The sequence below is a fragment of the Kitasatospora sp. NPDC059599 genome (assembly GCF_042735125.1).
Taxonomy (GTDB): domain Bacteria; phylum Actinomycetota; class Actinomycetes; order Streptomycetales; family Streptomycetaceae; genus Kitasatospora.
The window spans coordinates 1-20379 of record NZ_JBHWCL010000169.1; the positions used below are offsets into that span (position 1 = coordinate 1).

The following is a 20379-nucleotide window of genomic DNA, read 5'->3' on the forward strand; positions in this document are numbered from 1 at the left end:
GCTTCGAACGGCGGCTGTTCCACGCGGCCTTCGCGACCGCGGACCAGAAGGAGGGCATGGCGGCCTTCGCCGAGAAGCGGCCGCCGTCCTTCACCCACCGCTGACGGACGACGGGTCGAGGGGCGACGAGCTGACGGACGACGAACGACGCGGACCTGCGGCGGGGCCGCGGCAGTGAGCTGCCGCGGCCCCACCGTCCCGACGGTCAGGACACGTTGAGGGCGGTGTCGTCGATGACGAAGCTCGTCTGGAGGGAGCTGTCCTCGGTGCCGGTGAACTTCACGGTGACGTTCTGCCCGGCGTAGGCGGACAGGTCGAAGGTGCGCAGCTGGTAGCCGGCGGCGGCGTCCACGTTGGAGTAGGTCTTCAGCGTGGTGCCGTTCACCGAGACGGTCAGTTTGTCGTACGCGGTGCTGCCCGACTCGGCGGTGTCGATGTGCAGGTAGAAGCTGAGGGCGGCCTTGCAGCCGGCGGGCACCGCCACGGTCTGGGCGAGCGTGTCGGTGTGGGTGCTGCCGTAGCCGTCGAGCCAGGCCTTCCAGCTGCCGCCGTGGGCGGCCTGGCCGGAGCTGTTGTCGACGACGCCGGAGCTGGCCGTCCACGGGGCGGCGCTGCCGGTCTCGAAGCCGGGGTTTCCGAGCACCTGGGCGGGGGTGCAGGTGCCGCCGCCGCTGCCGGTGACGGTCCAGCCGAAGGTGGTGGAGCCGCTGGCGCCGGTGCCGTCGGTGGCGGTGACGGTCACGGTGGAGGTGCCGGCGGTGGTCGCGGTGCCGGTGATCAGGCCGGTGGCCGTGTCGACGGTCAGTCCGGCGGGCAGGCCGGTGGCGCCGTAGCCGAGGGTCTGGCCGGAGGCCGAGTCGGTGGCGTGGATCTGCAGGCTGACGGCGGAGCCCTGGGCGGTGCTCTGGCTGCCCGGGTTGGTCACGGTGACGGTGTTGCCGCCGCCAGTGCCGCCGTTGGTGAAGGCGGCGGTGCCGTTGGGGGTGCCGAGGCCGGTCGGGCCGTCGTAGCCGGCGGCGGCGGTGCACAGGTAGGACGGGGAGCAGCTGCCGTTGGCGCCGCTGGTCACGTCGTAGAGCGAGCCGGTGTGGGCGTACGGGTAGGACGCCGGGGTGGTGCTGGCGGCCGGGGCGCCGGCCAGGGCGTAGACGGAGGCGATGATCGGGGAGGAGGCGCTGGTGCCGCCGTAGACGTTCCAGCCCGAGCCGCCGTAGGTCTGGTAGACCGCGACGCCGGTGGCCGGGTCGGCGACGGCGGAGACGTCGGCGACGGTGCGCTTGGCGCAGCCGGTGTCCTTCTGCCAGCTCGGCTTGGGGTCGTAGGCGGAGCAGCCGGAGCCGGCGCCGTTGCCGCCCGCGGTGCTGCCCCACACCTTCTCGCTCCAGCCGCGGGCGGTGGAGGCGCGGCTGAGGCTGGTGCCGCCGACCGCGGTGACGTACTGGGAGGCGGCCGGGTACTCCACGCCGTAGCCGGAGTCACCGGAGGAGACGGTGATGGCGACGCCGGGGTGGTTGAAGTAGCTGGCGTCGGAGCTCGTGTCGGTGGAGTCCTCGCCGCCGCCGTAGCTGTTGGACACGTACTTGGCGCCCATCGAGACGGCGGTGTTGACCGCGGCGCCCAGGTTGTCCATCGAGGCGTCGTCGGACTCGACCAGCAGGATGTGGCAGTTGGGGCAGACGGCGCTGACCATGTCGACGTCGAGCGAGATCTCCCCGGCCCAGCCGCTGTCGGCGGTCGGGTAGGTGGTGCCGCCGCGCTGGTCGACCTTCTTGAAGCAGCCGTTGGCGGTGGTGCACGCGGGCAGGCCGTACTGCGAGCGGTAGGTCGCGAGGTCGGACTCCGCGTTCGGGTCGTCCTGGGCGTCGACGATGGCGACGGTGGCGCCCGAACCGGCCGAGGCCGGGAGGTTGTAGGCGGAGGCGAGGTCGCTGGGCCCCAGGCCGGAGGGGTTGATGTCGGGGGACAGGGCGAGGTGCTGGGCGACGTCGGTGCGGGCGAGCGCGAGGCAGGCCATCTCGCCGGGGTGGGTCGGGGCGGCGCAGACGCGCTTGGTGGCGACACCGGTGGTGCTGCCGGTGCCGGCGGTCCCGCCGGGGGCGGCGGAGGCACCGGGGGCGGTGACCGCGAGCAGGCCGGTGGCGGCCAGCGCGAAGGCGGGCAGGGCGGCGAGGAGTCTGCGCGCCCGGGCAGGGCGCGCACCGCTGGGGGAGTGGAAGCGCAAGAGTCGACCCTCCGTGGGGGTGAGGGCGCGGCCGGTGCCGGCGGTAGGGGTGCTCGCCGGGACGGGCTCGGGCCCGTGCTGACGGATCACGTGCAGGTGCTCGCGGGCCCGCGGCGGTTGGCCGCGGACCGGCGTGGAACTCGCGCTGTACGGGAGGTGGGGGCACGCGTCCCGGGGTGAGCGGGGTGGCGTGGGCATGACATGCGTGGCCATGTCGGAGTTCCGTACCGTTCGCGGTCGAGTGCGGCCGCTTCGGCACCGCCATGAGGTTACTGACGGGTCGTCGGCGGGCTCAAGGCGCCGCTCGCAGCCTTTACCGGGCTTTGCCCATCAATTGTCCAGCGGAAGAGGCGGGTTGATCCTCCCGGCCCGAAGGCGGCCCCACGCGCCCCTCCGGGCCCGGCGGACGGCTCCACGCGCACCCGCCCCGCCCGCCGGTGACCGGTGGACCCAACGGGGTGCCACCGTGATGTGACGCACGAACCCTTGACCGGATCTTTTCCGTTTCGCCATGATGGACCGTCAAGTTCTGACTCCGTCGTTGGGGGAAGCCGGTCCGAATCCGGCGCTGACCCGCAACGGTAGGCCTCCGACACCCGTCGGCGGCGAGCCCGAGTACCCGCGGCGGAGGTGTGTCACCACTCCTCCCGTCGTGGTCTGCGGGCCGGAGCTCCGAGGGCTGCCCCGGCGCGTTCGCCGACGTCCTCCGGGCCCCTGCGTCCAGGCCCGGAAAGGCACCCATGCCCGCGCTCCGCCGCACCCTCGGTCTGCTCGCGATACCCGCCCTGGCCCTCGCCACCGTGCTCCCGGCCGCCGCCGCGCACGCCGCGCCGGCCCCCGCGACGTCGGCCCCCGCAGCGTCGGCCTCCGTCACGGTCCGTCCGGACGCCGCCGCGGCCGGCTGGCTGGCCCGCCAACTCGTCGACGGCGACCACTTCGAGTCCGTCTTCAATGGCACCGCCTACCCCGACCAGGGCCTGACCGTCGACGCCGTACTCGCCTTCGCCGCCTCCCACGGCTCCGACCTGGCCGCCGCCAAGGCCACCGCCTGGCTCGCCAAGCCCGAGATCATCAGCGGCTACCTCGGCGACGGCACCACCGAGGCCTACGCCGGCGCCACCGCCAAACTGCTGCTCGCCGCCGAGGTCCGCGGCGAGAACCCGGCGAGCTTCGGCGGCGTCGACCTGCCCGCCCGGCTGCGCTCCCTCCGGACCGCCGAGGGCCGCTTCTCCGACCGCTCCCAGTGGGGCGACTACAGCAACGCCTTCGGCCAGTCGCTGGCCCTGATCGCCCTGCACCGCACGCCCGGTGACGCCCCGGCGGTGGCCGTCGACTACCTCGCGAACAGCCAGTGCGCGGACGGCGGCTTCCCCGTCGCCTTCGGCCAGACCACCTGCGCGAGCGACGCGGACGCCACCGCGCTCGCCGTCCAGGCCCTCGCCGCCACCGGCCGCACCGCCAAGGCCAACGCCGGCCTCACCTGGCTCACCACCCACCAGAACGCCGACGGCGGCTTCGCGGCGGCCGGGGCAACCGCCTCCAACGCCAACACCACCGGCCTGGCCACCCAGGCGCTGCTGGCCGGTGGGCACTTCGGCGCCGGCCTCAAGGGCTGGAGCCGACTGGTCAAGCTCCAGCAGGGCTGCGCCGCCGACCCGGCGGTGCGCGGCGCCGTCGCCTACGACGCCACCGGCTTCACCGCGGGCACCGGCGCCCGGGCCACCGCGCAGGCCGTCCTCGGTCTCGCGGGCACCCCGCTCGCCACCCTCTCCGCCGCCGGGGCCCGCCCCGACGCCCCCACGCTGCTCTGCCCGGCACCGGCCGTCCGCTGAACGGGCCCGACACTGCGAGGAGTTCACCGATGAACGACACCCTCACCCCTGCCCGACCTGCCCGCCGCACGCTCGGCTCGATCGTCGCAGCCGCCGCCCTCACCGCCGGCCTGCTCGGCGTCTCCGCCGCGCAGGCCCCGCAGGCGCAGGCCGCCGCCTGCGACGGGACCACCGGCGTCACCGTCGTGGTCGACTTCACGGCCGTCGGCGGCGGCATCGAAACCGGCTGCGCCCCCGGCGACCCGGCCAGCGGACTCGCCGCGCTCACCGGCGCCGGGTTCCCCTACGCCTTCCACCCGAGGTTCCCCGGCTTCGTCTGCAAGATCAACGCGCTGCCGGCCACCTGCACCAACCCGACCGGCAACGCCTACTGGTCGTACTGGCACGCCCAGCACGGCGGCCCCTGGTCGTACAGCAACCTCGGCGCGGGCAGCTACAACCCGGCGCCCGGAGACGTCGAGGGCTGGTCCTTCGGCGCGGGCGCCCAGCCGGGCATCACCGCCCCCTGACGCCCGTTGGCGCGGCCGGCCAACGGCGGCGCCACCGGAGCCCCGGCCCCCTGTCCGGACAGGGGGCCGGGTGCACCGGCGTGCCCGGATTCGGTGGTGGGGGCGCCGGCGTCGACGGGTGCGCGTCCGGGTCGCAGGAGCCAAGGGACGTTAGTGACCTGACGACCCGTTGACTCCCCGTCGGACGCCGTGGTCTGATGAACCGGTTTTTCACCCTCGGCATTCAGGGGAAGCCGGTCCGATTCCGGCGCTGACCCGCAACCGTAGACCCACCGCCCGGTGGGTGAGCCGGAATGCCTGGACCGGGGGTCTGTTCACACAGCACTTGCGTCGTCGCGGACTACGACGCAGCTCTTGACGCCCCCGCGTTCCCGGCGGGCGGCCGTCGGCTGCGCCGTGTCTCCCGTGTCGACCGACCAGGGAGTCGTCGTGAGGGTCAGCAGCAGTCGCACACGTCACAGGAACCGGGACCTCGCGTCGCTGGTGGTCGCCGGCACCGTCGCGGTCGCCGCGTGCGGCACCGTCCTGCTCGGCCACCCCGGTACCGCCGCAGCCGACCCGATCGGGCAGTGCACGGCGACGGCGGGCACGTTCGACGTCGATCACCGGGGCCGCAGCGCCACCCGGGGCTGTGACGCCCGCCCCACGACGGGCGCGAACCCGCTGCACGACGCCGGCAACCCCGGCACCACCACGCCGCCCGAGGGCCGGACCCCGGACGCCGCCAAGGGTGGCGCCTACCTCACCGACCCGGCCCGGCTCATCGACGGCCACTACTACGAGGGCTTCCCGGCCTTCGCCGACTTCGGCCTCACCATCGACGGCGCCTACGCCCTCGCCGCCACCGGCACCGACGACGCCGCGCTGCGCAGGATCGTCGACTTCCTGGACCGGCAGGGCAAGGACGCGAGCGAGCGCACCGTCAACGACTGGACGGCCATCGGCACCGAGTACGCCGGCGGCGGCTCGATCGGCAAGGAGGCGCTGCTCGCCGAGGCCGTCGGCCGCGACCCGCGGAACTTCGGCGGCCACGACCTGATCGCCGCCCTCGCCGCGCTGGTGTGCACCAAGGCCGACGCGAACAGCGGCTGTGACGCCCCCGGCAACTACGCCTACGCCACCTCGGTCTTCTCCCAGGCACTCGCCGTCATGGCCCAGCTCCGGGCCGGGGACGCCGCCAACGCAGCCCCTGCGATCGCCTACCTGAAGGGCCTCCAGCACGCGGACGGCTCCTGGCCGAGCCTGATCCCCGCCACCGGCGACTCCGACGTGGACAGCACGGCGATGGCCGTCATGGCCCTGGCCCTCGTGCCCGGGGACGAGGCGGCGCAGGCGGTCGACAGGGGGCTCGGCTGGCTCGCCGCGCGGCAGCTGCCCGACGGCGGCTTTCCCGGTGCGGCCGGCGACTCCACCAACTCGGCCGCGCTGGCCGTCCAGGGCATGACGCTGCGCAAGGCCGACTACGGCGGTCGGATCGCCAAGGCGCTCGACTTCCTCGCCGGGCAGCAGAACGGCGACGGCGGGTTCAACGTCGCCTCCGCCGGCCAGCGGGGTTCGGACGTCCGCGCCTCCACCCAGGTGCTCGGTGGTGCCACCGGGATCTCCTTCGGCACGCTGACCCGCAACCTCGGCGGTACTCCGACGCCGACTCCCTCGGGGACGCCCACCGGCACTCCGACGCCGACTCCCTCGGGGACGCCGACCGGTACGCCGACAGGAACGCCCACCGGTACGCCGACGGGCACTCCCACCGACACGCCGACCGGCACTCCGACAGGAACGCCCACCGGCACCCCGACGGACTCGCCCACCACGACTGCGTCGGCCCCGGTCACCGACGTGCCCTCGACCGGCGGTGGCCCGACCACCCGGCCGGCCGGCGGCGTCGACGCCCCGGCGGGCGGCGCCGACGCCCGGGCCGGGAGCGTGTCGGGGCAGACCGGTTCCGGCAACCTCGCGAGCACCGGAACCCAGGCGCTGACCCTGACCGCAGGTGCCGGTGCGCTGACCGCGCTCGGCGCCGCGGCCGTCCTGGTCGCCCGTCGCCGCCGCACCGCGGCCCCGGGGCGGCACCGGTGAGCCCGGGACGCGCCACGCGCCTCGGGCGGTTGTCCGGGGCGGCGGCGCTGACCTTCGCGCTCGCCTGCGGTGGCGTCGCCGTGGGCGCCGCCCCCGCGGTGGCGGCGCCGTTGCCGATGGACCAGTGCACCACCACCTCGGGCGTCGTCCTCGCGGTGGACTTCGGGAGGTGGGGCGGCCCGCTGCTGCGCTCCTGCGGCACCACCCCGACCACCGGGTACGCCCTGCTCAACCAGGGCGGCTGGAAGACCACCGGCACCGGTCACGACGGCCCGGCGTTCATCTGCCGGATCGGCTACGGCGGCTTCCAGGGCGGCAAGCAGTTCCCGACCCCGGATCAGGAGAAGTGCGTCCTGACGCCCCCGGCCACCGCCTACTGGTCGTACTGGCACGCCGACCCCGGGCGGAACACCTGGTCGTACAGTCAGCTCGGTGCGATGCTCTACCAGCCGAAGCCCGGCAGCGTCGACCTGTGGATCTTCGGCGGGACCGACATCGAGGGCACCGAAGGGCGTCCGGCCTTCTCGCCGGACAGCGTCCGGGCGCTCAACGCCGGCCCCGGTGGGCAGCCCGCCGACCCGGGCCATGGCACTGCGGGCGGCTCCGGCGGTGGCTCCGGCAACGGTGGCTCGGGCGGTTCCGGCAGCGGGTCGACGAGTGGTGGTGCCGGGACGACCGGCGGCAGCGGCTCCGGCGGATCCACCGGCACGACCGGTGGATCCGGGACCGGCCGTGCCCCGGCCCCCGCCAGGCCTCCGGCGGGCGGAGCCCGTCCGCCCGCGCCCGTCACGCCCCCGGGGAACGGCACCGCCGGCACCCCCGAGGACGGCATCACCCCGCCGGGCGCCCCCGAGCCGACGCCGGTACCCGCCACACCGGTGCCGGTCGACCCGCCCACCGCGGCGCCGACGGACACCCCGAGCGACCGGCCGACGGAGCAGGCCGCGGCGGCCGCGCCGACGGCCACCCCCGCCGTGCCCGGCGGCGTGGTGAACGCCGACCCGGTGGCCGACACCCCGCACGACTCCGGCTCGATGGTCCCCGCCGTGGTGGGCTCCGTCCTCGTCGTGGTCCTGGGCGTGGCGACCGTGGTCACCGCGCGCCGCCGCCGGCGACAGGCCGAGTGATCCGGTGACCATGCCCGACAAGCACGCCGCCGGCTCCCCGGCCACCGCCCCCGCGCGGGGCGGGGGCAGTCGGCGCAGCCCGCGGAACCTGCACCCGCTGGCCTGGTGGACGTGGGCGCTCGCCCTCGCCACGGCAGCCAGCCGCACCACCAACCCGCTGCTCCTCCTGCTCGTCCTCGCCGTGCTCGGCTACGTGGTCACCGCCCGCCGCAGCGAGGCCCCGTGGGCGCGCGGGTTCACCTACTACCTGTGGGTGGCCCTGAGCGTGGTGGCGATCCGGGTGCTGTTCCGCTGCGTCTTCGCCACCGGCATCACCCCGCACGACCACCTGCTCTTCTCGCTGCCGCACATCCCGACCCCCGCCTGGTACGCGGGCATCCGGATCGGCGGCCCGGTCTCGCTGGAGGCGACGCTCTCCGCGGCGTTCGACGGGCTGCGGCTGGCCTGCCTGATCTGCTGCATCGGCGCCGCCAACACCCTGGCCAACCCCAAGCGGGCGCTGCGCGTGCTGCCCGGGGCGCTCTACGAGCTGGGTGTCGCCGTCACGGTGTCGCTGAGCGTCGCGCCCCAGCTGGTGCAGAGCGTCCAACGCGTCGCCAGAGCGCGGCGGTTGCGCGCCGGGCGGCGCACGGGCGTGCGCGCGTTGCGCGGCATCGTCGTCCCGGTCCTGGAGGACGCGCTGGAACGCTCGCTCGCTCTGGCCGCCGCGATGGACTCGCGCGGCTACGGACGCTCCGGCACCGCCTCGCGCCGCTCCCGCCGGCTCACCGGAGCGCTGATGCTGCTCGGCATGTGCGGCCTGTGCGCCGGGGTGTACGGGCTGCTGGACGGTACGGCCCCCGCCGCGCTGGGCCTGCCGGCCTTCGTGGTGGGCGCCGTGCTCTGCGTGGCGGGTCTGCTGCTCGGTGGGCGGCGGGTGCGGCGCACCACGTACCGGCCGGACCGCTGGCGGGCCGCCGAATGGGCGGTGGCCGGCTGCGGGGTGACCGCCGCCGTCCTGCTGTTCGCCACCGTCGGCTACGACGCCACCGACCTCAACCCGTCCCTGTACCCGCTGACCTGGCCGGCGCTGCCGCTCGTCCCGGTGCTCGCCCTGCTGCTGGCGGGCGCCGCCGGGATCGTCTCGCCGCCGCCCGGCCGCACGCCCGAGCCCGCCGGCGTGCCCGGGCCGCGTCCGGCCACCCGCACCGACCGCACCACCCGCACCGACCGCACCGACCGCACGACCCGCACCGACCGCACCGACCGCACGACCTGCACCGACCGCACGACCTCCGAGGTGAGCACGTGATCCGATTCGACCGGGTCGGCGTGGTGTACGACGGCGCGACGACGCCCGTCCTGCACGACGTCGACCTGTACGTCCCGGAGGGTGAGCTCTGCCTGGTGGTCGGCCGAACCGGCGTCGGCAAGTCCACCCTGCTCGGCGCCGTCAACGGCCTGGTGCCGCACTTCACCGGCGGTACCCTGCGCGGCCGGGTCACCGTGGACGGGCGCGACACCGCCGACCACCCGCCGCGCGAACTCGCCGACGTGGTCGGCGTGGTGGGACAGGATCCGCTGGCCGGCTTCACCACCGACACGGTGGAGGAGGAACTGGCCTACGTCATGGAGCAGTTGGCGATCCCGCCGGAGGTCATGCGCAAGCGCGTCGAGGAGACCCTCGACCTGCTCGGCCTGGCCGACCTGCGCCACCGCGCCCTGCACGAGCTCTCCGGCGGCCAGCAACAGCGCGTCGCCATCGGCTCGGTGCTCACCGCGCACCCACGGGTGCTGGTCCTGGACGAGCCGACCTCCGCGCTCGACCCGACCGCCGCCGAGGAGGTGCTGGCCGCGATCACCCGGCTGGTCCACGACCTCGGCGTGACCGTCCTGCTCGCCGAACACCGCCTGGAACGCGTCGTCCAGTATGCCGACCGGGTCGCCTACCTGCCCGGCGACGGGACGGTGGTGCACGGGCCGCCCGCGGAGGTCTTCCGGAGCACCGCGATCGCGCCGCCCGTCGTCGGCCTCGGCCGGCTGGCGGGCTGGCAGCCGCTGCCGCTGTCCGTCCGGGACGCCCGCCGCGCCGCGGCCCCGCTGCGGCAGCGGCTCACCGACGTGCCCGTTCCCCCGCCGCGCCGGGCAGCCGCGGCGGGGGAACGGGTGCTGGACGCCCGGGGGGTGGTCGTCCGGTACGGTCCGGTCGCCGCCGTCCGGGACGTCGACCTGGCGTTGCGCGCGGGCGAGGTCACGGCGCTGATGGGCCGCAACGGCTCCGGGAAGTCCTCGCTCCTGTGGGCCCTGCAGGGCTCCGGCCCCCGCCAGGGCGGCAGCGTCAAGGCCACCGGCACCGGGGGAGGCCCGGCCGCGGACCCCAAGCGCCTGCCCGCCGCCCGGGCCCGGCAGCTGGTCGGGCTCGTCCCGCAGACCCCCACCGACCTGCTGTACCTGGAGACGGTGGCGCAGGAACTCGCCCAGGGCGACCTGGAATCCGAGCGCGCGGTCGGGCCGACCGCGCGGCAGCTCCTCGACCGCCTGGCCCCCGGGATCCCGGACGACACCCACCCCCGGGACCTCTCCGAGGGGCAGCAGCTGGCGCTCGTCCTGGCGATCCAACTGGCCGCCGCACCACGGGTCGTCCTGCTGGACGAGCCGACCCGGGGGCTCGACTACCGGGCGAAGGCGGCGCTCACCCGCATCGTGGACGCCCTCGCCGCCGAGGGCCGGACCGTCGTGGTCTCCACCCACGACGTCGAATTCGTCGCCTCCGCCGCCGACCGCGTGGTCGTGATGGCCGAGGGGGAGGTTGTCGCCGACGGCCCCACCGCCGAGGTGATCGTCGCCTCGCCCACCTTCGCCCCCCAGACCGCCAAGATCCTCGCCCCGCTCGGCTACCTGACGGTCGATCAGGTCGCCGGGGTGCTGGAAGCCGTGGAGACGGCCCGGTGACCGCCGTCCGGATCCCCGGCCGGGCCCGGATCGTTGTCGCCCTGGCCGCCTTCATCGGCCTGGTCGCCTTCACCTGGCCGTTCGTCGTCGCCCCCGGGACGTTCGGCTCCAATTACGCCCCGCCGCTGATCTTCGGCGCACTCCTCGTCCTGGTCCTTGCCGTCGTCATCGCCGAGATCTCGGCCGGGGGCATCGACGCCAAGGCCCTCGCCATGCTCGGCGTCCTGTCCGCCGTCAACGCCGGGCTGCGCCCGCTCGGCGCCGGCACGGCCGGGGTGGAGACGGTCTTCTTCGTCCTCGTCCTGGCCGGCCGGGTCTTCGGCCCCGGCTTCGGCTTCACCCTCGGTTGCACCTCGCTGTTCGCCTCCGCCCTGCTCACCGGCGGGGTCGGCCCCTGGATGCCCTACCAGATGTTCGGCTGCGCCTTCGTCGGCATGCTCGCCGGGCTGCTCCCGCCGGCCCGGCGGCGCTGGGAGGTGCCGATGCTGGCCGGGTACGGGGCGTTCTCCGGGTACCTCTTCGGCTTCCTGCTGAACCTCTCCTTCTGGCCGTTCTCCACCGACCCGAACAGCTCGATCGCCTACCTCCCGGGCCTGCCCTTCACCGAGCAGTGGCACCGCTACCTGCTGTTCGACCTCGCCACCTCGCTCGGCTGGGACACCGGCCGCGCCGTCACCACCTTCACCGCCGTGCTCGTCGTCGGGCCGGCCGTGCTGACCGTCTTCCGCCGCGCGGCCCGCCGCGCCAACTTCGAGCCCACGGTGCGTTTCGAGGCCCCGGACGGCACCGGAGCCGCGGCGGGCCCGGTCGCCGGTCCGCTGCCCGCCGGGCCGGTGCGCTCCTGAATCGGGAGGTCCCGCCGCCATGCCCAAGCGTGAGAAGCCCCGAACGGCGACGGTGGACGGGACCGACGTGGTCCTGCTGACCCCGGAGCAGCACGCCGGTCTCGAATCCGCCCGCCGTCAACTGGGCGGGGCACAGGCCCAGGTGGCCCGGATGCGGCTCGACCTCCACCGGGCGCTGCAACTGCTGGGCGAAGCCGAACGGGTGCTGGCGGGCGTCCCCGCCGATCGGGTCGGGCCGGCGAGTGCCGGGACGAATGCCGACCAGGACGCCGGCCCGGACGCCGGGACGCATGCCGCCCCGGCAACCGACCCGACCGCGCGGCCCGACCCCGGCCGGGGCCTGCCCGAACTGCTCGCGGACATCCGGGCCTTCCTGCCGCCCCCGGCGGAGCCGCAGCGCGCCCCCGGCCGCCGGCCGCACGAACGGGCGTCCGGCACCACCAGGGACGGCGGCGGAGTCTCACCATCCGGACGCCGCAGATGATTTCCCCTCCGGCCCCCGCCGTTTGCCCCTAAGCTGGCGGAGCAGCTGGTTCGCCCTGTCCGCCAGGCAGGCGCGTCGCAAGAGGGAACCCGGTGGGAATCCGGGACTGCCCCGCAGCGGTGAGTGGGAACGACCGCCGTCATACGCACTGGGCCCGGGAGGGGCTGGGAAGCGACGGCCAGTAGGTGTCCGCCCTCGACAGGGTGGGCGTGCCCGCGAGTCCGAAGACCTGCCACTGCCCGCCCGCGGACCATCCGCGTGCGGCCATCCGGTGACCTCGTGGGCGGGTCGGCGACCATACCCGGCAGATCAGGCCCCGCACGTTCCGCGGCGGCCGCTGCCCGGTCCGTCATCCCTTCGCGCCCTCGTGTCGTCTCCGGATCCCTGAGGAGCAAGACTCGCGAAGGAGAGTCCCTTGACCACGAAGTCCGCAGCCGCGGCAACCCTCGCCACCGTGCACGGCTACCCCCGCCAGGGCCGCAACCGGGAACTGAAGAAGGCGATCGAGGGGTACTGGAAGGGCGCGGTCACCGCGGAGGCGCTGCTGACCACCGCCGCCGACCTGCGCCGGGAGAACCGGGCCCAGCTCGCCCGGGCCGGCGTCCGGGAGGTCCCGACCGGCGACTTCTCGCTCTACGACCACGTGCTGGACACCACCGTGGCGGTCGGCGCGATCCCCGCCCGGCACCGGGACGCCGTCGAGGCCGACCCGCTGGACGGCTACTTCGCCATGGCGCGCGGCACCCAGGACGTCGCGCCACTGGAGATGACCAAGTGGTTCGACACCAACTACCACTACCTCGTACCCGAGTTGGGCCCCGACACGGTCTTCGTCGCGAACCCGGCCAAGGCCGTCGCGGAGCTCGGCGAGGCCCTCGCCGACGGCCACACCGCCCGGCCGGTGCTGGTCGGCCCCGTCACCTACCTGCTGCTCGCCAAGCCCGCCCCCGGCGTTGACGCCGACTTCCGGCCGATCACCCTGCTGGACCGGCTGCTGCCGGTCTACGCCCAGCTGCTGGCCGCCCTGAAGGAGGCCGGGGCGCAGTGGGTCCAGCTGGACGAGCCCGCCCTCGTCCAGGACCGCACCCCGGCCGAGCTGAATGCCGCCGCCCGCGCCTACCGCGACCTGGGCGCCCTCGCCGACCGGCCGAAGCTCCTGGTCGCGAGCTACTTCGACCGCCTCGGCGAGGCCCTGCCCGTCCTCGCCAAGGCCCCGGTCGAGGGCCTGGCACTGGACTTCACCGGACCGGCCGCCGGCAACCTCGACGACCTCGCCGCCGTGGGCGGGCTGCCCGGCAAGCGGCTGGTGGCCGGGGTGATCGACGGGCGCAACATCTGGATCAACGACCTGGAGAGGTCGCTGGCCACCCTGGCGACCCTGCTCGGTCTCGCCGACCGGGTCGACGTCGCGCCCTCCTGCTCGCTGCTGCACGTGCCCCTCGACGCCGCCGCCGAACGCGACGTCGACCCGCAGATCCTGCGCTGGCTCGCCTTCGCCCGGCAGAAGGCCGCCGAGGCGGCGCTGCTCGCCCGTGGCCTGCGCGAGGGCACCGGCGCGATCACCGCCGAACTCGCCGCCAACCGCGCCGACCTCGCCTCCCGCGCCCACTCGCCGATCACCCGCGACCCGGCCGTGCGCGCCCGGGTCGCCGCCGTCACCGGGGCCGACGCCCGCCGTCCCCAGCCCTACCCCGTGCGGGCCGAGGCCCAGCGCGCACGCCTCGCCCTGCCGCTGCTGCCGACCACCACCATCGGCTCCTTCCCGCAGACCACCGAACTGCGCGTCGCCCGGGCCGACCTGACGGCGGGCCGGATCGACGCGACCGCGTACCGGGAGCGGATGGCGGCCGAGGTCCGCGAGGTCATCGCCTACCAGGAGAAGGCCGGCCTGGACGTCCTCGTCCACGGCGAGCCCGAGCGCAACGACATGGTCCAGTACTTCGCCGAGCAGCTCACCGGCTACCTCGCCACCCGGCACGGCTGGGTGCAGTCCTACGGCACCCGCTACGTCCGGCCGCCGGTCCTCGCCGGGGACATCTCCCGCCCGCACCCGATGACCGTCGACTGGTTCGGCTACGCGCAGGGCCTCACCGACCGACCGGTGAAGGGCATGCTCACCGGCCCGGTCACCATGCTCGCCTGGTCCTTCGTCCGCGACGACCAGCCGCTCGCCGACACCGCCCGCCAGGTCGCCCTCGCCCTGCGCGACGAGGTCACCGACCTGGAGGCCGCGGGCGCCGCCGTCGTCCAGGTCGACGAGCCGGCCCTGCGCGAGACCCTGCCGCTGCGGGCCGCGGACCGCCCGGCCTACCTGGACTGGGCCACCGAGTCCTTCCGGCTGGCGACCTCGGGCGTCCGCGCCGACACCCAGGTCCACACCCACATGTGCTACGCCGAGTTCGGCGCGGTCATGACGGCCATCGACGACCTCGACGCGGACGTCATCTCCCTGGAGGCGACGCGCTCGCACATGGAGGTCGCCGGGGAGCTGGCAGCGGCCGGCTACCCGCGCGAGGTCGGCCCGGGCGTCTGGGACATCCACTCCCCGCGCGTCCCGAACACCGACGAGGTCGTCTCCCTCCTGCGGGCCGGCCTCGCCGCGATCCCGGCCGACCGGCTGTGGGTCAATCCCGACTGCGGCCTGAAGACCCGCGGCTGGCCGGAGACCCGCGCCTCCCTGGACAGCCTGGTCGCCGCCGCCCGCCGCCTGCGGGAGGAACTCGCCGGCTGACCGGACACGGACGGACCCCCGGGGCGGACACGGCCGGCGTGCCGTGCCCGCCCCGGCGGGCCCCCGGCCGCTCAGCGGAGGGACGGACGGGCCCGCCGCTCAGCGGATGCCGGTGGCGCCGTCGTCCTCCGCCGCGGGGCCGGGCTTGTGGGCGACGAAGGTCAACCGGCCCCCCACCCCGATGGTGAGGTCCACGAAGCCCAGCGTCTGCAACCGCGTCAGGAAGGCCGCCGGCTCCACCGGGTTGTAGGTGTCGCCCTCGTGGAAGTGGTGCAACCCGTCGCCGGGCAGGCTGTCCGAGCCCACCAGCACGCCGCCGGGGCGCAGCACCCGCAGGACCTCGGCGAGCAGCCTGTTCTGCAGTGCCGGGGTGGGGACGTGGTGCAGCATCGTGAAGCAGGCCACCGAGTCGAAGGTGTCGTCGGGGAAGGACAGCGCGGTGGCGTCGCCGTGGTGGACCTCGACGTTGGTGGCGGCGAAGCGGGCCGCGAGCGCCTCGGCGGCGGGCTGCTCGTACTCGACCGCGACGAGCCGCTCGACGCGGTGCCGCAGCCAGTCGGTGGCGGCACCGGGACCGGGGCCGACCTCCAGCATCACCGTCCCCAACTCGGCTCCGGCCGTCACCGTGGGCAACACCGAGGTCTGCAACTGCCGGGCCCATTCGGGGCTGGTGCACACTCGCGCGTGGTTGAGGTTCATGCCTCAGAGGCTAGGAAAGGACGCGGGTGGGGCACCACCGCGTACGCTTCCAGATCATGTCGCGAAACGGACAACCTCCGGCCGGTCCGCCGGGCACCGCGGACCAGGTGGCCGCCGCGATCGTGGTGCGCGCCTACGCGCTGGCGCCGGGCAGTCGGTTCGGCACCCACTGGCACGACACGCACCAGGTCGTCTGGGCTCGTAACGGTGTGCTGACCGTGTCGACCGGGGACGGCGAGTGGATCCTGCCGCCGACCCGGGCGCTGTGGATCCCGGCCGGCACCCCGCACCAGACCGCCGCCCTGGCCAGCACCGCCATGCGCAGTCTGAACATCAGCCCGGGCCCCGGGCTGCCCGACTGGTCACTGCCCCAGCCGTTGGCGGTGGGTCCGCTGGTCGCCGTCCTGATCGACCACCTGGCCGGGGCCGCCCTCGCTCCGGAGCACCGGGCCCGGGCCCAGGCCGTCCTGATCGACAACCTGGCGCCGGTCGCCGCCCGCTCGATCGAGGTGCTGATGCCCGCCGATCCCCGGGCCCTGGACGTCGCCCGCGCCCTGGTCGCCGACCCGGCCGACCCGCGGACCCTCGCCCAGTGGGGGCGTCAGGTCGGCTCCAGCGCAAGGACCCTGGCCCGCGCGTTCGCCGCCGACACCGGCCTCACCTTCGCCCGCTGGCGCACCGCCGTCCGGCTGCGCGCGGCCCTCGGGCACCTCGCCCGGGGGGAGCCCGTCACCAGGGTCGCGGGCCGCGTCGGCTACGCGACGCCCAGCGCCTTCGTCGCCGCCTTCGTCCGGGAGACCGGCCTCACCCCCGGCAGCTACTTCCACGGCGGCCCGCCGGAGGTCTGAGCCCGCGCCCGTACCCGCAGCCGCAGCCCGTACCCGCGCCTGCACCCGCAGCCGGTGAGGCCCGCCGCCGGCCCGACCTGCCGTCGGCCCGGCCCGGCACCGCAGGCGCTCGATCAAGCCATCTGATCACCGGTCACCTGGTCACCGACCCGCCCGGCATGACGCGGTACCCGGCCAAGTTGACCTGACCGCGGACCCACGCATCGGCGCACTCCTCGATCGCGAACTCAAGAGGGCGCACCCCGCTGGTGCCGGCGGTGACCAGGCCGCCGGTCTCGGCGTCCCGGACCACCCACGGGCGCCTACCCCGGTCGTCGGCCGGCAGCTGTTCGAGGTGTACCGGGCGCCGACCCGTTGCGCTGGGGTCAGGCCGTCGCCGTGCCAGACGCGGACGATGGCCTGGCCGCCGCCCGCCAGCCCGAGAGGCCAGTCGACGGAGCCGCTGCCGTTCATCAGACGTTCCAGGTCCGTCGTGCTGCCGGAGTCGAGCAGCCACCGCATGGCTCGCAGCTCGTACGCGCTGATCGGCAGCTCGCGGACCGTCTGCCACAGCGCGTCCAGGGCCTCCAGGGCCGGTTTGGTGACGCGCTCCAGGTGGCCATCCACCGAAACGGTCAGGTCGTCACCGATCAACGCGGATCCTCCTCAACGCACACCGGGTGAGTAACGACAACCCGACCGAGCGGCGCCGTCCTGGAGCAGGTCGACGGGCAGACGTGGCCAGCCGCAACCATCGGCGGCTCGGGCGAGCCGCAGCTGATGCACGTCTCCCCGTGGAGCCGAGTGGGGCCTATTGACTCTGGGTCGACAACCCGCGGGCTCGGTGTCTCCGTCACGCCCCTGAGCGTCCCCGGCGGCGACCCCCGAAGGTGCCACAACCTGTGGCACCTTCCTCAGACCGCTTTGGCCCACCGCGCGAACTGGAGCAACTGCTCGTCCCGACCACGGGACAGCCTGACCAGCGTGGCCGGCTCGGCCCGGACCTGGCCGTGCTCTCGTACATGCCGCGGCGCGATCCGCCTCGCGACCAGCAGCGACTCCTTTGCGTGCTGCGGGCGCCCGAGGAGCATGTGCGCCCGGCCGAGGTCGATGTAGTAGTGGCTCCTGCGTTCGGCCGGGAGCTCTCTCGGCGGCGCCCAGCGCGTGGCCGCCTTACCGCGTCATGGAGGTCTTGTCGTTCGCCCAGCTCGACCGCGACCGCCAGCCGGTGGATCGTCAGGCTGTCCGGGCCGACTGCGGTGCCGTCGTGGAGCCGCTCCCGGACGCGCCGGGCCAGTACCTCGGCGTCCCGTAGGTGCTTGCGCGCCAGCTCGGGGACGGCCTGGTGGACCCGGCTGTCGGTGCGGCGGGGCCACCCAGCAGCTCCTCCGGCGTGGTCTGGACTGCCCGCGCGAGGGCGTCGAGCACGGCGTCGGAGGGCCAGCGCTCGCCGCCCTCGGTTTTGCGGATCATGCTGATGCTCACGCCGGAGACGTCGAAGACCTGGCGGCGAGTCAATCCGGCAGCGTGCCGGGCGGTTTCGATGCGCTGACCGAGCGCGGCAGCGGTGGTTCCGGGCATCGTGTGGCTCCGTTCCGTGGTCGCATTCGGAACGGTACCGGCGCCCGTGCGGGAGCTGGGCGGATTCGCCCCGGCGGCCATACCGCCGGGGCGGTCCTGCTACAGGCCGGCCAGCAGCTCGGCGAGCTCGGTCAGCGAGTTCACGGTCCAGTCCGCGTCCGGCGCGCTGGTGGTGAGGCCGATCGGACCGCGGCGGAGGTGTGCGGCTCGCAAGCCGGCCGCCTTGGCCGGTGCCACATCATTCGCCGGGTGGTCGCCCACGTACACGATCTCGTGAGGCTCACCCGGTGCCCACACCGTCACCCGCTCGAAGAATCCGGGACCGGGCTTCGAGACGCCCCACTCTGCCGAGGTCGCGATGCCATCGGCCGGCAGATCGAGGCCACGCAGCAGAGAGGACACCGCGGCGTTCTGGTTGCCCACGATGCCCACCCACAGGCCGGCCTCACGCAACCGGGACAGCGCCGGGCGCACATCCGGGTAGAGGTCCGTCTCGTCGAGGTGGTCGCCCTGGCCGGCTGTCTGTCGGGCACGCCACTCGGCGCCCACGTCCACGCCAGGTTTGATGATCCGGATCGCGTCCGCGTTGTCGCGACCCTCGGCCACCACCTTGCCCACCAGGGCCGACAGCGTGTGCTGCGGAACCCCGAGCCACCGGGCCCAGTCCCCCCAGTACCGGGTGTCACTCGTCAGGGTCTCACCGATGTCGAACACCACGGAGCGCATGGGCCGAGCCTACGGGAGTGTGCCGATCGCTCTCTCGTCCTGCGTGCCCACCCGATCCGAGAGCAGGCCCGCACCGCTGGTCCTGCGGGCCCAGGTGCTGCAGAGTCCCTCGCGCCCTGGGCCCAGGAGAGGCCCGTGTTGGAACTCGGCACACGCGTGAGAGAGTCGGCAGCACAGCTGGTCCACACGTGAGGAGGCTGGTCATGGAGTGGGAGACGTTCGGACGTCGGCGGGTGTACGGCAGCCCCTGGGTGGAGGTGTGGCTCGACGATGTCTCGGTGCCCGGCCTCGGCCGGATCGACCACCACGTCGTCCGCTACCCCCGGGCCTCGACCACCTCCGTCGTGACCGACGACCAGGGCCGGTTCCTCCTCCTCTACCGGCACCGCTTCATTACCGGCCGGTGGGGATGGGAGGTCCCGGCCGGCTGGGCGGAGCCCGGAGAGGACCCGGCCGTCGCCATCGCTCGTGAGGTCGAGGAAGAGACCGGTTGGCGGCCCGGCCGTGTTGAGCTGCTGACCGAGTACGACGCCATGGCCGGCATCAGCGACGCCCATTTCAGGTGCTTCCACATCACCGGCTGCACGCAGGTCGGCGCCCCGGAGGACGCCTCCGAGTCAACCCGCCTTGAGTGGCTGCCCGAGGCCGAGGTGGTCAAGCTACTGACGACCGGCGAGGTGTCGGACGGCCCCTCGCATGCTGCGCTCTCCTACTACCTGGGCCCGCATCGCCTCGCCAGGCGCCCCTGACCTGCGCGCACCGATCGTGGCCGACCTCCGGGACATGGTCACTGCAGGGCCCGTGCCCGCCCTGGCTGGTCAGGGGCGCCGGGCCAGCACCTGCAGCAGTCCGGTGACGGCGACTCCGGCCACGATCTCCCGGCGGTCGATCATGTCCTGGATGCGGTCAAGCGGGACCCACTCGATGCGGTCCGCCTCGTGTGTATCCACGGGCGGGGCGACGAACCGGGCGTTGCGAGCGAGGAACACGTGGTGTTCGGCGTTGGTCATGCCGCCGATCGGCTGGTTGTAGGCGAGCGGCCCGACCACGTCCACCCGCCACCCGGTCTCCTCCAGAACCTCACGGGCGGCCGCAGCCTCAAGGGACTCCCCGTCCTCGACGATCCCCGAGGGAATCTCCCAGTTCCAGGTCTGAGTGGCGAACCGGTGGCGCCACATCATCAGCACCTCGTCACGGTCGTTGAGGACCACCGTGGCCGCCACCGGAGCGAACCTCACCAGGTGGTGCTCGTAACGGGGGCGCCCCGGCGGTTCGACGTCCACAAGATCAAGGTTGACCCACGGGTTTGCGTAGATGGGTCGGCTGCCATGGACAGTCCACTCGCTACTCACGGGCACCTCAGGATCTCGGCAGGGCGGTCGGCGTCATCCTGCCAGAGCTGCCGGTCATGACGGCAGCCCAAGAGCCTGCCCCTGCCGGATGACCCGCTGCCCCTCCATGTCACCGTGGTTGAGGCCGACCGGGCGATGATCGCGGCACGGGAGAGCGGCGACGACGTTGACGCCGCGTGCGAGACCTACGCGGAACGTGGGAGTCAGCTCCAGCAGCTCGCCCGCCTGGTCCTGAGCGATGTGTCGGGCCTCCTCGGAGCGGTCGTGCGCCGCCCGCCACGAGGGCCGTTCGACAGCGACGGCCTTCTGAGGCACGATCAAGCGGCGGGGGGCCCGGCCAACACAACGGCCAGCGCCCCCCCCTGGTCGAAGCAGACTAAGAACGCCTACACACCCATATATAAATTATGATGCAGCTGGAGCAACCACCCCACC

The 20379-nt window shown here is 74.3% G+C and carries 17 protein-coding genes, 1 pseudogene and 3 riboswitches; of the genes and pseudogenes, 12 read left to right on the forward strand and 6 right to left on the reverse strand.

What is annotated here, in order from left to right; translation table 11 throughout:
- A pseudogene (locus tag ACFV04_RS37600) lies at positions 1 to 104 on the forward strand (enoyl-CoA hydratase); the annotation flags it as partial.
- 101 nt (positions 105 to 205) lie between these two features.
- On the opposite strand, the gene ACFV04_RS37605 reads toward ACFV04_RS37600, so the two are convergent.
- On the reverse strand, positions 206 to 2221 hold the full coding sequence (locus ACFV04_RS37605) for a putative Ig domain-containing protein (protein ID WP_380535447.1): 2016 nt from the start codon (positions 2219 to 2221) through the stop codon (positions 206 to 208).
- Positions 2222 to 2713: 492 nt separating this feature from the next.
- Positions 2714 to 2863, forward strand: a riboswitch (cobalamin riboswitch).
- A gap of 98 nt (positions 2864 to 2961) precedes the next feature.
- On the opposite strand from ACFV04_RS37605, the gene ACFV04_RS37610 reads away from it, so the two are divergent.
- The 9 genes from ACFV04_RS37610 (at position 2962) to metE (ending at position 14759) form a co-directional block, all read left to right on the forward strand.
- Positions 2962 to 4053, forward strand: coding sequence for a prenyltransferase/squalene oxidase repeat-containing protein (locus ACFV04_RS37610; protein WP_380535449.1), 1092 nt, complete (start codon positions 2962 to 2964; stop codon positions 4051 to 4053).
- 29 nt (positions 4054 to 4082) lie between these two features.
- Positions 4083 to 4562, forward strand: coding sequence for a flagellar hook-length control protein FliK (locus ACFV04_RS37615; RefSeq protein ID WP_380535451.1), 480 nt, complete (start codon positions 4083 to 4085; stop codon positions 4560 to 4562).
- Between the two features lie 188 nt (positions 4563 to 4750).
- Positions 4751 to 4882: riboswitch (cobalamin riboswitch) on the forward strand.
- Between the two features lie 109 nt (positions 4883 to 4991).
- Positions 4992 to 6641 (forward strand): prenyltransferase/squalene oxidase repeat-containing protein, encoded by a 1650-nt coding sequence (locus ACFV04_RS37620; RefSeq protein ID WP_380535453.1) that lies wholly within the window; start codon positions 4992 to 4994, stop codon positions 6639 to 6641.
- Positions 6638 to 7768 (forward strand): hypothetical protein, encoded by a 1131-nt coding sequence (locus tag ACFV04_RS37625; protein ID WP_380535455.1) that lies wholly within the window; start codon positions 6638 to 6640, stop codon positions 7766 to 7768. Before ACFV04_RS37620 ends, ACFV04_RS37625 begins: the two co-directional genes overlap by 4 nt.
- Positions 7769 to 7778: 10 nt before the next feature.
- On the forward strand, positions 7779 to 9059 hold the full coding sequence (locus ACFV04_RS37630) for a CbiQ family ECF transporter T component (protein ID WP_380535457.1): 1281 nt from the start codon (positions 7779 to 7781) through the stop codon (positions 9057 to 9059).
- Positions 9056 to 10699: an ABC transporter ATP-binding protein gene (locus ACFV04_RS37635; protein WP_380535459.1), complete on the forward strand. Its 1644-nt coding sequence runs from the start codon at positions 9056 to 9058 to the stop codon at positions 10697 to 10699. Before ACFV04_RS37630 ends, ACFV04_RS37635 begins: the two co-directional genes overlap by 4 nt.
- Complete coding sequence (locus tag ACFV04_RS37640) at positions 10696 to 11544, forward strand: ECF transporter S component (RefSeq protein WP_380334796.1); 849 nt, start codon at positions 10696 to 10698, stop codon at positions 11542 to 11544. Before ACFV04_RS37635 ends, ACFV04_RS37640 begins: the two co-directional genes overlap by 4 nt.
- Before the next feature lie 19 nt (positions 11545 to 11563).
- The gene (locus ACFV04_RS37645) at positions 11564 to 12028 is read left to right on the forward strand and encodes a hypothetical protein (protein WP_380535461.1); all 465 of its coding nucleotides are present in this window, start codon (positions 11564 to 11566) and stop codon (positions 12026 to 12028) included.
- A 46-nt stretch (positions 12029 to 12074) separates the two neighbouring features.
- Positions 12075 to 12263, forward strand: a riboswitch (cobalamin riboswitch).
- Between the two features lie 180 nt (positions 12264 to 12443).
- A complete protein-coding gene (gene metE, locus ACFV04_RS37650; RefSeq protein ID WP_380535463.1) occupies positions 12444 to 14759 on the forward strand; it encodes a 5-methyltetrahydropteroyltriglutamate--homocysteine S-methyltransferase in 2316 nt (771 codons plus the stop codon).
- A 99-nt stretch (positions 14760 to 14858) separates the two neighbouring features.
- Here the strand turns inward: metE and ACFV04_RS37655 are convergent, their stop codons facing one another.
- A complete protein-coding gene (locus ACFV04_RS37655; RefSeq protein WP_380334804.1) occupies positions 14859 to 15458 on the reverse strand; it encodes a class I SAM-dependent methyltransferase in 600 nt (199 codons plus the stop codon).
- Between the two features lie 56 nt (positions 15459 to 15514).
- Here ACFV04_RS37655 and ACFV04_RS37660 point away from each other — a divergent pair, with 56 nt between their 5' ends.
- Positions 15515 to 16306 (forward strand): AraC family transcriptional regulator, encoded by a 792-nt coding sequence (locus ACFV04_RS37660; protein WP_380535465.1) that lies wholly within the window; start codon positions 15515 to 15517, stop codon positions 16304 to 16306.
- A 133-nt stretch (positions 16307 to 16439) separates the two neighbouring features.
- On the opposite strand, the gene ACFV04_RS37665 is transcribed toward ACFV04_RS37660, so the two are convergent.
- The 3 genes from ACFV04_RS37665 to ACFV04_RS37675 all read right to left on the reverse strand — a co-directional run bounded on the left by ACFV04_RS37665 (position 16440) and on the right by ACFV04_RS37675 (position 18592).
- Positions 16440 to 16598: a hypothetical protein gene (locus ACFV04_RS37665; protein ID WP_380535467.1), complete on the reverse strand. Its 159-nt coding sequence runs from the start codon at positions 16596 to 16598 to the stop codon at positions 16440 to 16442.
- Positions 16599 to 17521: 923 nt separating this feature from the next.
- A complete protein-coding gene (locus tag ACFV04_RS37670) occupies positions 17522 to 17866 on the reverse strand; it encodes a helix-turn-helix domain-containing protein (RefSeq protein ID WP_380535469.1) in 345 nt (114 codons plus the stop codon).
- Positions 17867 to 17965: 99 nt separating this feature from the next.
- Entirely contained in the window at positions 17966 to 18592 is a 627-nt protein-coding gene (locus ACFV04_RS37675; RefSeq protein ID WP_380334818.1) for an HAD family hydrolase, read from the reverse strand.
- 203 nt (positions 18593 to 18795) lie between these two features.
- On the opposite strand from ACFV04_RS37675, the gene ACFV04_RS37680 reads away from it, so the two are divergent.
- Positions 18796 to 19341, forward strand: coding sequence for an NUDIX hydrolase (locus tag ACFV04_RS37680; RefSeq protein WP_380535472.1), 546 nt, complete (start codon positions 18796 to 18798; stop codon positions 19339 to 19341).
- Between the two features lie 69 nt (positions 19342 to 19410).
- On the opposite strand, the gene ACFV04_RS37685 is transcribed toward ACFV04_RS37680, so the two are convergent.
- Positions 19411 to 19875: an NUDIX hydrolase gene (locus ACFV04_RS37685; RefSeq protein ID WP_380334823.1), complete on the reverse strand. Its 465-nt coding sequence runs from the start codon at positions 19873 to 19875 to the stop codon at positions 19411 to 19413.
- Between the last annotated feature and the right edge of the window lie 504 nt (positions 19876 to 20379).